Source organism: Cylindrospermopsis sp. CR12, assembly GCF_001432185.1.
GTDB lineage: Bacteria > Cyanobacteriota > Cyanobacteriia > Cyanobacteriales > Nostocaceae > Raphidiopsis > Raphidiopsis raciborskii.
Genome location: NZ_LMVE01000058.1, coordinates 25,408 through 40,725 on the forward strand (window position 1 = coordinate 25,408; position 15,318 = coordinate 40,725).

The window sequence follows — 15,318 nt, forward strand, 5'->3', positions numbered from 1 at the left end:
CGCACGGGTTACGCCACCGCTAATCCATCCTACAAATAATTGTGAAATTGTGCCTCCCTACTTAATGGAACTAAGCTGAGATTGAGCTATTCTTCCTCCTGTTCACGAGGGGGAATAAGCTCAAATTCTTGTTCTAGCAGATCTCTGTCACTACCATAAATTACATTTTCTTTGCCAATAACTGTTTCTTGGGCAAAGTTACGGGTGAAGTCTATTTTCTTTTGTAAACTCTCACTAGGATCTGCGAGAACTCTTACTCGCTCTAAACGCTCGCGGTTGCGACTGGCAATTTTTTGGTTGCGCGATTGAATCCAAAAATAACGTCCCAAGGGTATCCCCAAAAAGCCAATTCCATAACTCAACAGTAACCAATAAATACTTTGCACAAAACCTACTAGTCCCCCCGCTTCTAAGCCAACTGTCTGAGTGAGTAAATTACCTAGCACTAAAGCTCCTACCAGATTTAGCGCTCCCAAACCGGCACTCATCATAATTTGTCCAGAATTAGCAGCACTAAATTGCCATGGGTTCTCTTCTAAGAATAAATCTACTGGTTCATCTATTTTTTTGCTGGCTTGTACCTGCAATTCAGGAAAATAATACACAATTTGTCCATCTGGACTTACCTGAGGTTTACCATTGTACCTGACCAAAACTGGTAACATATAATCTTCATATTCCTGTTGGTATTTTTCCCCTAAATTATCTAAATAGGGGGCAATTTGTTCAGCAACTACTGCTCCTTGATTATTAGTAATTACACTGCCAATTTGTTGCCAACGTCTTTCCTCTAATTTGCTGTTAGGATTACCATCACCAAATAAAAAGGAAAATACTGCTTCCAAAAAGTTTAACTCCCCATTCCCCCGATTTTCTTTTCTTTCTATTCGTCTTTCTTGACTATAATAATTCGGACTAAAATACCAAAACAAATCTGGAAAAAAGAAGATATCAAATCCCCTAAATCCTCCATCCCTATTATCTTCATCCCGATTTGAGCTGCTGGCAGTAATAATGATAATTATAGTTAAAGTGATGATGACAATTGAAGCAATCAGTAAAACACCAAAAGAAATCCTAATTATATAAAACAGCACCTGCCAAATCTTTGCCCACCACTCCTGTAAGCGCAATTGCACATACTTGTTTCTTAAAATTGTTCTAAAATTCTGTGGAAATTGATAAACAATGTCCCCCGTATCTGCTACTTGTAAATGCCCACCTGCGTCAGCAGCTAAAACTAACATTCCTTCATTTGCTTCAGCAAGTCCCAAACCAGATCTAGCAGCTACATCACCTACTGTAACACGGTAGCCGAGCTTTTCTATGGCTCCCATAATAGCGGGATTAGGTATCATTCTCCCCTCCTATTGTATTCCATGAAGCAGGTTGTTTTTTTTGACTTCATGGTAGTGATTATAGCATTTTTGGGAAGCTAAAAACTGGGGCGCTAGGATTCGAACCTAGGGATGGCGGGACCAAAACCCGCTGCCTTACCGCTTGGCTACGCCCCATTGATTTCACTTCACTACTATAGCAGTTACCCCTGGGATGGTGTCAAGTATTTTTTTAAAAAATTTTTTCTGTCAACATCTAAGGTCACCTTGTTGGTCAGGGAGTATGTCAAGATAGTGATAGACTCGCTTGATTTATTTTATGATGAGATTATGAGCCAAGAGGAATCTTCTACTGCAAAACTGACGGATGACGGGTGGGAGGAACCAACTACTCCTGTAACCCCACCGCCGACGGAAATTTTATCGCCAATTGAATCTTATGTCAGTCAGGTGGTGGAATCAGATCCCCATCTCAATTCTTTGTATACGGTTACAGCAGAACAGGTAGCTGATTTACAATCTACTCAAGCTGCACTAAAAACGGAAATCTCCCAACTACAAGTAACTTATATTGCGCTTCAAAGTCAAGTATCGGAGACCCAAACCAATCTTTCTAGAATAGTGCAGGAGTCATTATCTCTTTTAGAACAACGTAAACAAAATCTACAAATATCCGTGGAGCAATTAGAACGGAGACAAGAACGCATTAAAAATGAAATGCGCACAAGTTTTGCAGGAACTTCCCAGGATCTGGCAATTCGGGTACAGGGTTTTAAGGACTACCTCACAGGGAGTTTACAGGACTTGGTGACCGCAGCGGAGCAATTACCTCTTGTTCCCATTCCAGAAAAACTTAAATCGGTAACTACGGAAGTTAAGCAGGATTTTGCCAAAGAAGTTAAATCTAATGTAAGCCAGTCTGTTAGTGTACAGTTCGCTCAACAACAGTTTCAAGAAACAACCAAGCAGATTCAGCGACTACTAGAACAGTATCGCAATCAACCAGACTATTATGGTCCTCCATGGCAACTAAGACGCACTTTTGAACCCGTCCATGTAGAACGAGTTTCTAAATGGTTTTTTACTCTGGGTGGACGTGGTGCTTTACAAACCATGAGTAGTCGTCTGCAAAATGTTTTGATTTCTTCCGCAGCAGTATCAATTCTACACAAACTATATGGCGATCGCCTGCGTACACTAATTTTAGCGAATAGTCCTGAAAGGTTAGGGGAATGGCGCAGGGGTTTACAAGATTGTTTGGGTATTGGTCGTTCTGATTTTGGTCCGGACAGAGGTGTGGTATTATTTGAAGCAGCTACCGCTTTAGCCCAAAAGGCGGATAGACTAATTAAGTCTAATCAAATGCCTTTGATTATCATTGATGATTCTGAAGAGCAGGTTAGTTTAGGACTATTGCAATTTCCTTTGTGGTTAGCTTTTGCGCCTGATCCTAAAATGATGCGAGATAGATATGATGAAGATTTCTAATAACTAGGTTGTAAATTATGACTATTTGGTTTGTGTGGTGTGGGTTGGTAATTATATTAGCCTATCTATTGGGTTCCTTTCCCACAGGATATCTGGTGGGTAAAATATTAAAAGGCATTGATATTAGACAAGTCGGATCTGGCTCTACTGGTGCAACTAATGTTTTGAGAACTTTAGGTAAAGGTCCAGGTGCTTTTGTACTAATCATTGACTGTTTGAAAGGAGTTCTAGCCATTAATTTAGTGTATATATTATACAGTAGTCAATTGAACTTAATGGATAGCAGTTTAAATGTGGAAGCATGGCAATCGTGGTTAGTCACCTTAGTAGGGTTGATGGCAATATTGGGACATAGCAAGTCCATATTTTTAGGTTTTACTGGTGGTAAGTCAGTAGCTACCAGCTTAGGTATTTTATTAGCAATAAATTGGCAAGTAGGTCTAGGTACTCTGGGTGTGTTTGTAGTGATGATTGCCATATCTAAAATTGTTTCTTTAAGTTCCATTGCTGGTGCAATTGCTGTTTCCATTTTGATGGTAGTTTTTCAACAACCCTTGGCTTATATTATATTTAGCTTGCTTGGTGGTTTGTATGTAATTATTCGTCACCGTAGTAATATTGACAGACTATTAGCAGGTAAAGAACCAAAAATTGGACAAAAGGTGGAAACTCAGTCAGAACAACTAACCGGGGAAGGTTGACGTTGCGATCGCCTGGGCGATAGCTCAGAATTAACCAATCCCCTGTCTCATTTTTGTGGTAAATATCAATTGCGATCGCACTGTGATTTTTTGTGCCACCACTCATTGCATACACGCGACCATCGATTAGCTCGTGCTTTTCTAACTGCTGTTCTTCCCAACAAAAATACTCTTCAGGTGTGAAATACTGGTTCTCTTCTTTGACTGCAATCATAGGAATATGAAAGTTTCTCATATCTTCTTAGACCTAGCTGCTGGTGAAGTAGCACCTGTAGCATTAACCGCTCCCGCAATCAACGGTTAATAATTTAATAACCAATACTGGTAAATGAAAAGCTCCTCACCTGGTGGGGGGCTTTTTTTATGGCGTATTATTTGAGTAATGCCATGAGTTGAGGGTGTTGGGTGCTGGTTTCAATGAAGATCCCTTATGAGCTGGTCTATAGAGGTTCTAGAATAAAATCGGTAAGGTTATTTTTAAAAACTCCTTCTCACCATGCCCAAACACTTTAATACTGCTGGTCCTTGCCAATCTGATATCCACTATATGCTCTCCCCAACGGTTCGACTACCGGATTTGAAAGCACTAATTGATGGTCGCAATTACTTTATCATTCATGCGCCGCGACAAGTAGGCAAAACCACCGCTATGATAGCTCTAGCTCAAGAATTGACTGATAGTGGGGAATACACCGCCGTCATGCTCTCTGTGGAAGTAGGATCGGGATTTTCCCATAATCCCCAGCAAGCGGAGCAGGTTATTTTACAAGAATGGAAACAGGCAATTAAGTTTTACTTACCCAAAGAACTACAACCATCCTATTGGCCAGAGGGTGAAACAGACTCAGGAATAGGCAAAACTTTAAGTGAGTGGTCTACCCAATCTCCAAGACCTCTTGTAATCTTTTTAGATGAAATAGATTCCCTGACAGATGAAGCTTTAATCTTTATTTTAAGACAATTACGTTCGGGTTTTCCCCGTCGTCCCCGGGCGTTTCCCCATTCGGTGGGGTTGATTGGTATGCGGGATGTGCGGGACTATAAGGTTAAATCCGGTGGAAGTGAAAGACTTAATACTTCCAGTCCTTTCAATATCAAGGCTGAGTCTTTAACCCTCAGTAATTTTACTTTATCAGAAGTAGAAGAACTTTACTTACAACATACACAAGCTACAGGACAGGTGTTTACTCCGGAAGCGATCCACCAGGCATTTTATTTGACCGATGGACAACCGTGGTTAGTCAACGCCCTAGCTCGTCAAGCTACCCAGGTTTTGGTGAAAGATATTACCCAACCCATTACTGCTGAAGTCATTAACCGAGCCAAAGAAATTCTCATTCAGCGCCAGGATACCCATTTAGACAGCTTAGCAGAAAGATTACGGGAAGATAGAGTCAAAACCATTATTGAACCAATTTTAGCAGGTGAAGATTTACCTGATGTACCCCAGGATGATATTCGTTACGTCCTGGATTTAGGACTGTGTCGAGACCGAGGACAGGGTTTGGAAATTGCCAATCCAATTTATCGGGAAGTTCTACCCTTGGTGTTAAGTTACACAACCAGAGCTTCCATTGGAGTTATTGAACCTCGTTGGTTAAATGAACAGGGGGAGCTATTACCCGATGAATTATTGGAAGCATTTCTGGAGTTTTGGCGACAACATGGGGAACCACTACTCAAAAGTGCGCCCTATCATGAAATCGCTCCCCATTTAGTTTTAATGGCATTTTTACATCGGGTGGTAAATGGTGGTGGTACGTTAGAACGGGAATATGCCATTGGTTCTGGAAGGATGGATATTTGTTTACGCTATGGCAAAGTGGTGATGGGCATAGAGTTAAAGGTGCGGAAAGAAAAGTTAGATCCCTTAACCAAGGGTTTGACCCAACTGGATAAATACTTGGGTGGGCTAGGATTGGATACAGGTTGGTTAGTGATTTTTGATCGCCGTGCGGGATTACCACCCATGGGCGAGAGAATTAGTACGGAAGAGGTCATTAGTCCAGGGGGACGAACCATTACCGTTATTCGTAGTTAGTCGCGAAGCACTGGGTATGCGTCGCCATTGTTGTTTAAATCATTAATGTTGGGTTTCATACTTCAACCCAACCTACGTTCATCTTATATTTAATTCCACCCACCTACTTAGGTTCTAGAATAAAGTTGTTAAGGTTATTTTTTCAAAACCTCCACCATGCCCAAACACTTTAACACTGCTGGACCATGTAAAGCTAACATCCACTATATGCTCTCCCCCACCGCTCGCTTACCGGAGTTAAAAGCGCTAATTGATGGAGAAAATTACTTTATCATTTATGCGCCGCGACAAGTAGGCAAAACCACCGCTATGATAGCCCTCGCTCAAGAATTGACTGATAGTGGGGAATACACCGCCGTCATGCTCTCTGTGGAAGTAGGATCAGGATTTTCCCATAATCCCCAGCAAGCGGAGCAGGTTATTTTACAAGAATGGAAACAGGCAATTAAGTTTTACTTACCCAAAGAACTACAACCATCCTATTGGCCAGAGGGTGAAACAGACTCAGGAATAGGCAAAACTTTAAGTGAGTGGTCTACCCAATCTCCAAGACCTCTTGTAATCTTTTTAGATGAAATAGATTCCCTAACAGATGAAGCTTTAATCTTTATTTTAAGACAATTACGTTCAGGTTTTCCCCGTCGTCCCCGGGCGTTTCCCCATTCGGTGGGGTTGATTGGTATGCGGGATGTGCGGGACTATAAGGTTAAATCCGGTGGAAGTAAAAGACTTAATACTTCCAGTCCTTTCAATATCAAGGCTGAGTCTTTAACCCTCAGTAATTTTACTTTATCAGAAGTAGAAGAACTTTACTTACAACATACGCAAGCTACGGGACAGGTGTTTACCCCGGAAGCGATCCACCAGGCATTTTATTTGACCGATGGACAACCGTGGTTAGTTAACGCCCTAGCTCGTCAAGCTACTCAGGTTTTAGTGAAAGATATCACCCAACCCATTACTGCTGAAGTGATTAACCAAGCCAAGGAAATTCTGATTCGACGCCAGGATACCCATTTAGATAGCTTGGCAGAAAGATTACGGGAAGATAGGGTCAGGGACATTATTCAACCTATGTTAGCTGGTGAAGACTTAGCTGATACGCCAGAAGATAACTTACGATACGTGTTAGATCTGGGTTTATGCCGTCGCGATCGCGGGGGTGGACTGGAAATTGCTAACCCTATTTATCGAGAGATTTTACCTAAAGCTTTAGCCTCCGTGGCGATCGCCTCTTTAACTTCGGTGGAACCCAACTGGTTAAACCCTGATGGCACACTCAACCCTCAAATCCTATTAGACTCTTTTTTGGAATTTTGGCGACAACATGGGGAACCACTGCTCAAAAGTGCGCCCTACCATGAGATTGCTCCCCATTTGGTATTAATGGCATTTTTGCATCGGGTAGTGAATGGTGGTGGTACGTTAGAACGAGAATATGCCATTGGTTCTGGGAGGATGGATATTTGTTTACGCTATGGCAAAGTAGTGATGGGCATAGAGTTAAAGGTGCGGAAGGAAAAGTTAGATCCGTTAACCAAGGGTTTAACCCAACTGGATAAATACCTGGATGGGTTAGGATTAGATACAGGTTGGTTAGTGATTTTTGATCGCCGTGCGGGGTTACCACCCATGGGAGAGAGAATGAGTACGGAGGAAGCTATTAGTCCGGGGGGACGAACCATTACTGTCATTCGCAGTTAGGGCGATTGCCATTGTTGTTTAAATAATTAATGTTGGATCTTCCCCCCATATCTAGGGACAGGGGCTAGATCGCCCCATTTATGCTTATCTACCAAAAACAGTGCTGAGAGAACGAGCTATATTTTGTGGTTGCATAGCATCTATTGCTGCAGTTGGTTCATAACCACAATGCACCATACAATCGGCACATTTAGGATTACCACTAGCGCGCCCATACTTACTCCAATCGGTTTGGTCTAGCAACTCTTGGAAAGTTTGATAATAACCTTCGTTTAATAGGTAACAGGGTTTTTGCCATCCCAAAACACTGTAACTGGGACTACCCCAAGGAGTACATTCATAGTCCTTCTCACCAATGAGAAAATCCAAAAACAGGGGGTTGTGATTGAAGTTCCAGTTTTTCTTTCCTGATTGATAGGGGGCGAGAATTTCTCGGAATAATGCTCTAGTTTGTTCCCTTTGTAAAAAGTGATCTTGGTCTGGAGCCCATTCATAACTGTAACCGGGAGAAATCATCATCCCATCAACTTTCAAGGTTTCTAGAAAATCAAAGAACCCTTGCATTTCTTCTACATTACAACCGGTGAAAATAGTGGTGTTGGTTGTAACGCGAAAACCTTGGGATTTAGCAGCACGAATTGCCGCTACAGCAACATCAAACACTCCTTTTCTATCTACACAGTGATCATGCCACTCTTTCATTCCATCTAAATGAACACTAAAGGTAAGATAGGGAGATGGTTTGAACTTATGCAGGCTCTTTTCTAAAAGCAATCCGTTGGTACATAAGTATACGTATTTTTTACGATCTACTAAACCCTGGACAATTTGATCAATTTGTGGGTGTAATAGGGGTTCTCCTCCCGGAATGGAAACTACTGGTGCACCACATTCTTCCACTGCTGCAAAACACTGCTCTGGTGACAAGTTTTGTTTAAGAACTTCCGTGGGATGCTGGATTTTTCCACACCCTGAACAGGCTAAGTTACAACGAAACAGTGGTTCTAACATCAAAACTAAAGGGAAGCGTTTTTTTCCTGATAGACGTTGTTTGAATAGGTACTTCCCAATATCCATCGCTTGTTGCAGATTAATTGCCATACAAAACCCCTCTAGTATTTTACATAACCATTAGACACAAACCAACGGACAGCATCTTGGAGTGCTACCCGAACAGAAGACTGGGGTAGTCCTAAGATGCGGATGGCCTTGGAAGCATTATAATACATTGGTTGCTGTGCCATGCGAACTCCGTCTATAGGAACTGTGGGGGTTTTTCCTAAAGGTGCCAAAACCTTCTCTTCTATCCAAGCTACACTTAATGGGATAAAAGATGGTAGGGACAATTGTGGTGCTTTGATTCCTGTGATTTCTGATAGTGTGTCTAGCAGTTGTTTTAAACTCAGATTTTCATTCCCTAAAATATAGCGATCGCCTGTTTTTCCTTTTTCTAGGGCCAGTAAATGTCCTTGAGCTACATCTCGCACATCAATAAAGTTTAAACCTGTGTTTACGTAAGCTGGCATTTGCTGGCGCAAAAATCTGAGAATAATATCTCCTGTGGGTGTGGGTTTAATGTCTAAAGGACCTATGGGACTGCTAGGATTGACTATTACTATGTCTTGACCTTCTTGAACAGCTGTTTTTGCCACCTGCTCTGCTAGAAATTTGGACTTTTTATAATCTCCTACTAGTTTGTTTAAGGGACTTTGGTGAGTCTCATCTACAATTTCTCCTGACTTTCCCACTCCTATAGCTGCTACAGAGCTGGTATAAACTGTCCGTTCAATTCCCGCTTTTTGAGCTGATCTTAAAAGATTGCGCGTCCCCTCTACATTATGATGATATAATAAGTGACGGTCTTTTTGCCACAGGGAATAATGAGCTGCTAGGTGAAACAGGTAATGACAACCCCGCATCTGCTCCCAGATTCCTGGGTCATTCAGATCCCCTATCACCATGTCTATTTCTAAACCCTTTAAGTTTTCTAGGCGGCTATTTTTACGTACTAGTGCTGTTACTTTATATTCCGATTGCAGTAAACATCTAACTACGTGAGCACCTACAAAACCCGTACCACCAGTGACAAAAGCCCGCATGTTATCCCCCCTCTATCTCGTCAATTTTGTATCTCTAGTTTGGATGTTAATCTTAGGGATCTTCAGGAAAAACCCATTTGGGTGGTTCCATTATCTTTTTCCGCAGTCTCTCCTCAGCTATTTCTAACATTTTATCGAGGGGGGTGTCCTGAATGAATTTTGTTGTGGCTGCTCTATACTCAGTATGGGGACATTTATCTCCTAGTACACAGCCATTAACACAGGCTTCGGCGCAATTAATTGTTGGTTCCATAGTTAGTTTTTATGACAAAGTTATTATCTCATGCTGGGACGATCGCCGCTATAGCTACTGCTGTTGTTCCCCAACAGGGTAGTGTGGGTATTGTGCGGGTTTCGGGTGACCAAGCAATGGCGATCGCCCATACTTTATTTTATACTCCAGGGAAACAGATTTGGGAAAGTCACCGGATTTTGTATGGGTTTGTGCGTCAACCTGAAACCAAACAGGTTGTAGATGAAGCTTTATTACTGATTATGAAAGCACCTCGGTCTTTCACTAGGGAAGACGTGGTAGAATTTCATTGTCATGGGGGAATCATACCAGTACAACAGGTATTACAGCTGTGTTTAGAAAATGGTGCAAGATTAGCTCAACCGGGGGAATTTACCCTGAGAGCTTTTTTAAATGGTAGATTGGATTTAACCCAAGCTGAGAGCATAGCTGATTTAGTGGGTGCTAAATCTCCTCAAGCAGCACAAACAGCATTAGCGGGTTTGCGGGGGAAATTGGCTCAACCGATTAGATCCCTACGTAATCAGTGCTTGGATATTTTAGCGGAGATAGAAGCTAGAATTGACTTTGAAGAGGACTTACCCCCTCTAGACCAGGAAAGAATAATTACTCAAATAAATCAAATTAGTGTGAAAATTGCTAGGTTATTGAGCACTAAAGAGAAAGGTGAATTATTAAGAAGCGGTTTAAAAGTTGCTATTGTTGGTCGTCCTAATGTGGGAAAATCTAGTTTGTTAAATGCTTGGAGTCAATGCGATCGCGCTATAGTGACCGATTTACCGGGTACCACCCGGGATATAGTAGAGTCCCAGTTAGTGGTGGGGGGAATACCCATTCAAGTTTTGGATACTGCGGGAATTAGGGAAACAGTAGATCAGGTGGAAAAAATTGGGGTTGAGCGTTCCCGTCAAGCTGCTAACAGTGCGGATTTAGTATTATTGACCATTGATGCTACAGCGGGTTGGCAAAGTGGAGATGAGGAAATTTATCAACAAGTAAAACACCGTCCATTGATCCTAGTTATCAACAAAATTGATCTAGTGGAAGATTTAGGGGGTATATGTAGTCCAAACATAGAGAAAGCGGTGAAAACTGCTGCTGCTCAAAACCGAGGAATTGAAGATTTAGAGCAAGCGATTCTAGAAGTAGTACAAACTCAAAAGATTGTAGCTGGGGATCTAGACCTAGCTATTAATCAAAGACAAGCAGCAGCTCTAATCAAAGCTCAAATAGATCTAGTACAAGTGCAGAAAACCATTGTAGACCAATTACCCCTGGATTTTTGGACAATTGATTTAAGAGGAGCAATTCACGCACTGGGAGAAATTACCGGAGAAGAAGTAACCGAATCATTATTGGATCTTATCTTTAGTAGATTCTGTATTGGGAAATAGAGGAGAGTTTTTATTGCAATCAGCATTATCTAACTTAGCACCCCGTAAATTAGCCTGGCGTAAATTTGTATAAAAGAGCATAGCGCCCCGCAGATCTGCATCTTCTAAGTTCGCATCACTTAGGTCAGCATAGCTTAAATCGCATCCGCGCAAATTAGCATTACTTAGATTAGCCCTGCTCAAATCGGCATAACTTAAATCGGAACCCTTTAAATCCAGATTATGCAAATCAGCTCCCATTAATTGTGCATTTTGGAAATATCTGATTCCCCCCGTGTAACTTTTCACCAGTTCATCAGCACTATTAATTGGACGTGGAGTACTTACTTCGGACATATAAAAGCCTCACATTTATAACTTCATGAAGATTTTGGTTTAATTTATTAATTTTTGGGGATGTTTCCTCACAAGTTCCTCAAATTTTGCCAGTAGTCTTAAGGTAAATCAAAAATCAATCAGCAGAATTTAGAATTTCTGGTTGTTGACTACCTTATAATCGCAATTTTATCACATTCACGACAACTTAGGGGGTGCAAAATGTATCAACACTTAGAAATACCGGTAGGCGATTCAAATCTCTCTATGTCCTGTATACGGAATAACTCATGTACATCATCATATACTAAAACATTTAATTCAGTTGACTTTGACTCAAAAATGGTCACTGGCAATTGTTTTCCCACAGGTAAAACACAAACAAATGCTAATGTATAATTTTGCCTACTTAATATGAAAGAAAACAGATCTTTGAATTCACCAATCTGTCTAATTGTATTATATATCCCATGAATGCCAGAACTTCTCAAAGTCTCAATCATTCGGGTTCTCAAATATTAGGTCACATTCACTCACTAGAAACCTGTGGTACGGTGGATGGTCCAGGTATAAGATTTGTCGTTTTCACCCAAGGCTGTTTATTAAGATGTTTGTATTGTCACAATCCTGACACCCGTGACATGAAAACAGGAAAAGAAATAACTGTAGGAGAACTAGTCACAGAAATAGAAAAATATAGGTCCTACATGAAATTTACTGGTGGGGGAGTTACCATTAGTGGTGGTGAACCCCTATTACAACCGGAATTTGTCCGAGAGGTTTTTCGTCAGTGTCAAAAATTAAACATTCATACTGCCTTAGATACTTCTGGATTTCCCGATTTAACCACCTCCAAGTCCGTACTAGAATTTGTAGACCTAGTTTTATTAGACATCAAGTCTTTTGATCCTAACACCTATCTTCATGTTACGGGAGTTTCCATCGAACCAACCTTGAGATTTGCCGAATATTTACAGGAGATTAATAAGCCAACATGGGTAAGATTTGTTCTAGTTCCCCATGTGACAGATGGTAATGAAAACGTCCATCAACTAGCAAAGTTTGTATCCCAATTAAACAATGTGGAAAAAGTAGAAATTTTACCTTTTCACAAATTAGGTGAATACAAATGGCATGAACTAGGATATCACTATGAACTGGGGAATACTATTCCTCCTAGTCTGGAAGAAATAGAGAAAGTCAAAGATATTTTCAAGCACTATGGAGTTAAGGTGGAATGAATCGGATTTTTAAAAACAAATCAAGTAACTGACACCCAATTTTCCATACCTAAGTTGACAACCTATATAGCTCATAAATTTACTAAAATTACCACCATGTATACAACCCAAAAAACTACAAACCCAGTCAAAACTTCAGAAGATCTACAAATTCTCATTCAAGAGGTTAAAACAGCTCAAGCCAAATATGCCGAATATACCCAAGAACGGGTAGATCACATTTTTAAACAAGCTGCTCGTGCTGCTAATGCGGGGAGAATACCCCTGGCCAAAATGGCAGTAGAAGAGACAGGAATGGGGGTTGTAGAAGATAAAGTAATTAAGAACCACTTTGCCTCCGAATATATCTACAACAAATACAAAAATGAAAAAACCTGTGGCATTATCGAAGATGATAAACAGTTTGGAATTCAGCGAATTGCCGAACCTGTGGGCATATTAGCAGGGATTGTACCCACTACCAACCCCACCTCAACTGCTATTTTTAAAGCCTTACTGGCTCTTAAAACCCGTAATGGGATAATCTTTTCACCCCATCCTCGTGCCAAAAAATGCACAATTGAAGCGGCCAAAATAGTTCTGGATGCTGCAGTAGCAGCTGGAGCTCCTGCAGGAATTATTGGATGGATTGATGAACCAACAGTAGCATTATCACAACAGTTAATGCAGCATCCACAGATAAATTTAATTCTAGCCACTGGTGGACCTGCAATGGTTCGTGCAGCTTATTCTTCAGGTCATGCTTCCTTGGGTGTGGGTTCGGGTAATACCCCAGCAGTAATTGATGAAACTGCCCATATTAAAATGGCAGTCTCTTCAATTTTGATTAGCAAGACTTTTGACAATGGCATGATTTGTGCTAGTGAGCAATCCGTAATAGTTTTAGATGATGTTTACGAAGATGTGCGACAAGAATTTTTTAGCCGTGGTGCTTACTTCTTAAATGACCTAGAAAAGCAAAAGATTAGAGATTTAATTTTCATTAATGGTCGGTTAAATCCAGAAATAGTTGGTCAATCTGTGGCCAAATTGGCTCAAATGTCTGGACTAGATATAGCTAAAGAAGCTAAAGTTTTAATTGCAGAAGTAGATGAAGTGGGCACCCAGGAACCATTATCTTATGAGAAACTTTCCCCCATTTTAGCTATGTACCGAGCCAAAAATTTTCTGGAAGCTGTAACTATAGCTGAAAAATTAATTGAGTTTGCTGGAATGGGACACACCTCTGTCCTTTATACAGCACCAGAAAGACGAGATAGAATTACGGAGTTTGAAAATACCCTGCGCACTAGTCGAGTGTTAGTTAATACGCCTTCATCTCAAGGTGCAATTGGTGATTTATATAACTTTCGTCTTGATCCCTCCCTTACTTTAGGGTGTGGTAGTTGGGGAAACAATTCCGTTAGTGATAATGTGGGTCCCCGTCACCTGATCAACATCAAAACTGTAACGGAAAGACGGGAGAACATGTTATGGTTTCGAGTTCCCCCAAAAGTATATTTCAAATATGGTTGTTTACCAGTTGCACTAGGGGACTTAAGAGGGAAAAGTCGGGCTTTGATTATTACAGATCAACCATTATTTGAATTGGGAATCGCAACTAAAGTCAGCAGCGTACTGGAAGAAATTGGCATTAAGACCCAGGTGTTTTGTGATGTGGAACCTGATCCATCTTTAACTACGATTCATAAAGGACTAGCTCAAACTAATGGTTTTCAACCAGATGTAATTATTGCAGTTGGTGGTGGTTCCCCAATGGATGCAGCTAAGGTGATCTGGTTAATGTATGAACATCCAGAAACGGAATTTGATGGGTTAGCGATGCGGTTTATGGATATTCGCAAACGAGTATACGAACTACCTAGCTTGGGACAAAAAGCCATATTTGTCGCCATTCCAACCACATCAGGAACCGGTTCAGAAGTGACACCATTTGCAGTGGTGACGGATGATCGAACGGGGATCAAATACCCTTTAGCTGATTATGCACTAACTCCTAGTATGGCAATTGTGGATCCGGAATTAGTGCTAAATATGCCTAAGTCACTAACAGCTTATGGTGGAATTGACGCGCTGACTCATGCTCTTGAATCCTATGTTTCTATCTGCGCTTCTGAATACACTAAGGGATTGGCTTTAGAAGCAATTCGACTACTGTTTAAATACTTACCATCTGCATATAAAAATGGAGTTAAAGATACTAAAGCTAGAGAAAAAGTTCATTATGCAGCTACAATAGCTGGCATGTCGTTTGCAAATGCTTTTTTGGGTATATGTCATTCCCTTGCCCATCAACTAGGTGCCCGATTCCATGTTCCCCATGGCCTAGCTAATGCTTTGATGATTTCCCACGTGATTCGCTACAATGCAACCGATGCACCTTTTAAACAGGCTATTTTTCCCCAATATGAATATCCAAATGCCAAGTGGCGCTATGCCAAAATTGCAGATCACTTACATTTGGGAGGTGCTACGGAAGATGAGAAGGTAGATCTATTAATTGCTGCTGTGGAAAAACTGAAACAGGATGTGGAGATTCCAGCAACTATTAAGGATGTGATTAAAACTGATGAAAAAACTTTCTACGAGAAATTAGAAACAATGGCTGAGCAAGCATTTGATGATCAATGTACAGGTGCTAATCCCCGTTATCCACTGATTAGTGATTTACAAGATTTGTATATCAAAGCCTATTGGGGAAATTTGGGTTAATAAATAAGAGAGGGAAATGGGGAATATGTGAGA

General features: G+C 40.9%; 13 protein-coding genes, 1 tRNA gene and 1 pseudogene. 8 read left to right on the plus strand and 7 right to left on the minus strand.

What is annotated here, in order from left to right:
- Nucleotides 1–86 precede the first annotated feature (86 nt).
- On the minus strand, nucleotides 87–1,358 hold the full coding sequence (locus ASL19_RS07755; RefSeq protein ID WP_006278690.1) for a hypothetical protein: 1,272 nt from the start codon (nucleotides 1,356–1,358) through the stop codon (nucleotides 87–89).
- 84 nt (nucleotides 1,359–1,442) lie between these two features.
- Nucleotides 1,443–1,514: transfer RNA gene (locus tag ASL19_RS07760), tRNA-Gln, on the minus strand.
- 153 nt (nucleotides 1,515–1,667) lie between these two features.
- On the opposite strand from ASL19_RS07760, the gene ASL19_RS07765 reads away from it, so the two are divergent.
- Both ASL19_RS07765 and plsY read left to right on the plus strand, forming a co-directional pair.
- Nucleotides 1,668–2,825, plus strand: a complete 1,158-nt coding sequence (locus tag ASL19_RS07765; RefSeq protein WP_057177925.1) for a DUF3086 domain-containing protein — start codon at nucleotides 1,668–1,670, stop codon at nucleotides 2,823–2,825.
- 17 nt (nucleotides 2,826–2,842) lie between these two features.
- Nucleotides 2,843–3,526 carry a glycerol-3-phosphate 1-O-acyltransferase PlsY gene (plsY, locus tag ASL19_RS07770; protein ID WP_057177903.1) on the plus strand — a complete coding sequence of 228 codons (684 nt, stop codon included), beginning with the start codon at nucleotides 2,843–2,845 and terminating at the stop codon, nucleotides 3,524–3,526.
- On the opposite strand, the gene ASL19_RS18925 is transcribed toward plsY, so the two are convergent.
- On the minus strand, nucleotides 3,423–3,761 hold the full coding sequence (locus tag ASL19_RS18925) for a Uma2 family endonuclease (protein ID WP_341275337.1): 339 nt from the start codon (nucleotides 3,759–3,761) through the stop codon (nucleotides 3,423–3,425). The genes plsY and ASL19_RS18925 overlap by 104 nt on opposite strands.
- A gap of 6 nt (nucleotides 3,762–3,767) precedes the next feature.
- Here ASL19_RS18925 and ASL19_RS17475 point away from each other — a divergent pair.
- From ASL19_RS17475 to ASL19_RS07780, 3 genes and pseudogenes are all read left to right on the plus strand, one after another.
- Nucleotides 3,768–3,830: pseudogene (locus tag ASL19_RS17475) on the plus strand (photosystem II protein D1); the annotation flags it as partial.
- A 192-nt stretch (nucleotides 3,831–4,022) separates the two neighbouring features.
- Entirely contained in the window at nucleotides 4,023–5,567 is a 1,545-nt protein-coding gene (locus tag ASL19_RS07775; RefSeq protein ID WP_057177904.1) for an AAA family ATPase, read from the plus strand.
- A 156-nt stretch (nucleotides 5,568–5,723) separates the two neighbouring features.
- Nucleotides 5,724–7,271, plus strand: coding sequence for an AAA family ATPase (locus ASL19_RS07780; protein ID WP_057177905.1), 1,548 nt, complete (start codon nucleotides 5,724–5,726; stop codon nucleotides 7,269–7,271).
- Between the two features lie 84 nt (nucleotides 7,272–7,355).
- Here ASL19_RS07780 and hpnH read toward each other — a convergent pair whose 3' ends face one another.
- From hpnH to ASL19_RS07795, 3 genes are read right to left on the minus strand one after another with little or no spacing between them, the layout of a single operon-like run.
- Nucleotides 7,356–8,372 (minus strand): adenosyl-hopene transferase HpnH, encoded by a 1,017-nt coding sequence (gene hpnH / locus ASL19_RS07785; RefSeq protein ID WP_057177906.1) that lies wholly within the window; start codon nucleotides 8,370–8,372, stop codon nucleotides 7,356–7,358.
- Nucleotides 8,373–8,383: 11 nt separating this feature from the next.
- Entirely contained in the window at nucleotides 8,384–9,370 is a 987-nt protein-coding gene (gene hpnA, locus ASL19_RS07790) for a hopanoid-associated sugar epimerase (protein WP_057177907.1), read from the minus strand.
- A gap of 52 nt (nucleotides 9,371–9,422) precedes the next feature.
- Nucleotides 9,423–9,623, minus strand: a complete 201-nt coding sequence (locus tag ASL19_RS07795) for a hypothetical protein (RefSeq protein ID WP_057177908.1) — start codon at nucleotides 9,621–9,623, stop codon at nucleotides 9,423–9,425.
- Nucleotides 9,624–9,634: 11 nt separating this feature from the next.
- Here ASL19_RS07795 and mnmE point away from each other — a divergent pair, with 11 nt between their 5' ends.
- Nucleotides 9,635–11,017, plus strand: a complete 1,383-nt coding sequence (gene mnmE / locus ASL19_RS07800) for a tRNA uridine-5-carboxymethylaminomethyl(34) synthesis GTPase MnmE (protein WP_057177909.1) — start codon at nucleotides 9,635–9,637, stop codon at nucleotides 11,015–11,017.
- On the opposite strand, the gene ASL19_RS07805 is transcribed toward mnmE, so the two are convergent.
- Nucleotides 10,976–11,353 carry a pentapeptide repeat-containing protein gene (locus ASL19_RS07805; protein ID WP_006278681.1) on the minus strand — a complete coding sequence of 126 codons (378 nt, stop codon included), beginning with the start codon at nucleotides 11,351–11,353 and terminating at the stop codon, nucleotides 10,976–10,978. The genes mnmE and ASL19_RS07805 overlap by 42 nt on opposite strands.
- Before the next feature lie 449 nt (nucleotides 11,354–11,802).
- Between ASL19_RS07805 and pflA the strand changes: the two genes are divergently transcribed.
- Nucleotides 11,803–12,573, plus strand: coding sequence for a pyruvate formate-lyase-activating protein (gene pflA, locus ASL19_RS07810; protein ID WP_057177910.1), 771 nt, complete (start codon nucleotides 11,803–11,805; stop codon nucleotides 12,571–12,573).
- Nucleotides 12,574–12,669: 96 nt separating this feature from the next.
- Nucleotides 12,670–15,285, plus strand: a complete 2,616-nt coding sequence (adhE, locus tag ASL19_RS07815; protein WP_057177911.1) for a bifunctional acetaldehyde-CoA/alcohol dehydrogenase — start codon at nucleotides 12,670–12,672, stop codon at nucleotides 15,283–15,285.
- Nucleotides 15,286–15,318 lie beyond the last annotated feature (33 nt).

Excerpts from the sequence above, each read along its gene's own strand:
- ASL19_RS07755 (WP_006278690.1), bottom strand. The coding sequence starts at position 1,358 with ATGATACCTAATCCCGCTATTATGGGAGCCATAGAAAAGCTCGGCTAC.
- ASL19_RS07765 (WP_057177925.1), top strand. The coding sequence starts at position 1,668 with ATGAGCCAAGAGGAATCTTCTACTGCAAAACTGACGGATGACGGGTGG.
- plsY (WP_057177903.1), top strand. The coding sequence starts at position 2,843 with ATGACTATTTGGTTTGTGTGGTGTGGGTTGGTAATTATATTAGCCTAT.
- ASL19_RS18925 (WP_341275337.1), bottom strand. The coding sequence starts at position 3,761 with ATGAGAAACTTTCATATTCCTATGATTGCAGTCAAAGAAGAGAACCAG.
- ASL19_RS07775 (WP_057177904.1), top strand. The coding sequence starts at position 4,023 with ATGCCCAAACACTTTAATACTGCTGGTCCTTGCCAATCTGATATCCAC.
- ASL19_RS07780 (WP_057177905.1), top strand. The coding sequence starts at position 5,724 with ATGCCCAAACACTTTAACACTGCTGGACCATGTAAAGCTAACATCCAC.
- hpnH (WP_057177906.1), bottom strand. The coding sequence starts at position 8,372 with ATGGCAATTAATCTGCAACAAGCGATGGATATTGGGAAGTACCTATTC.
- hpnA (WP_057177907.1), bottom strand. The coding sequence starts at position 9,370 with ATGCGGGCTTTTGTCACTGGTGGTACGGGTTTTGTAGGTGCTCACGTA.
- ASL19_RS07795 (WP_057177908.1), bottom strand. The coding sequence starts at position 9,623 with ATGGAACCAACAATTAATTGCGCCGAAGCCTGTGTTAATGGCTGTGTA.
- mnmE (WP_057177909.1), top strand. The coding sequence starts at position 9,635 with ATGACAAAGTTATTATCTCATGCTGGGACGATCGCCGCTATAGCTACT.
- ASL19_RS07805 (WP_006278681.1), bottom strand. The coding sequence starts at position 11,353 with ATGTCCGAAGTAAGTACTCCACGTCCAATTAATAGTGCTGATGAACTG.
- pflA (WP_057177910.1), top strand. The coding sequence starts at position 11,803 with ATGAATGCCAGAACTTCTCAAAGTCTCAATCATTCGGGTTCTCAAATA.
- adhE (WP_057177911.1), top strand. The coding sequence starts at position 12,670 with ATGTATACAACCCAAAAAACTACAAACCCAGTCAAAACTTCAGAAGAT.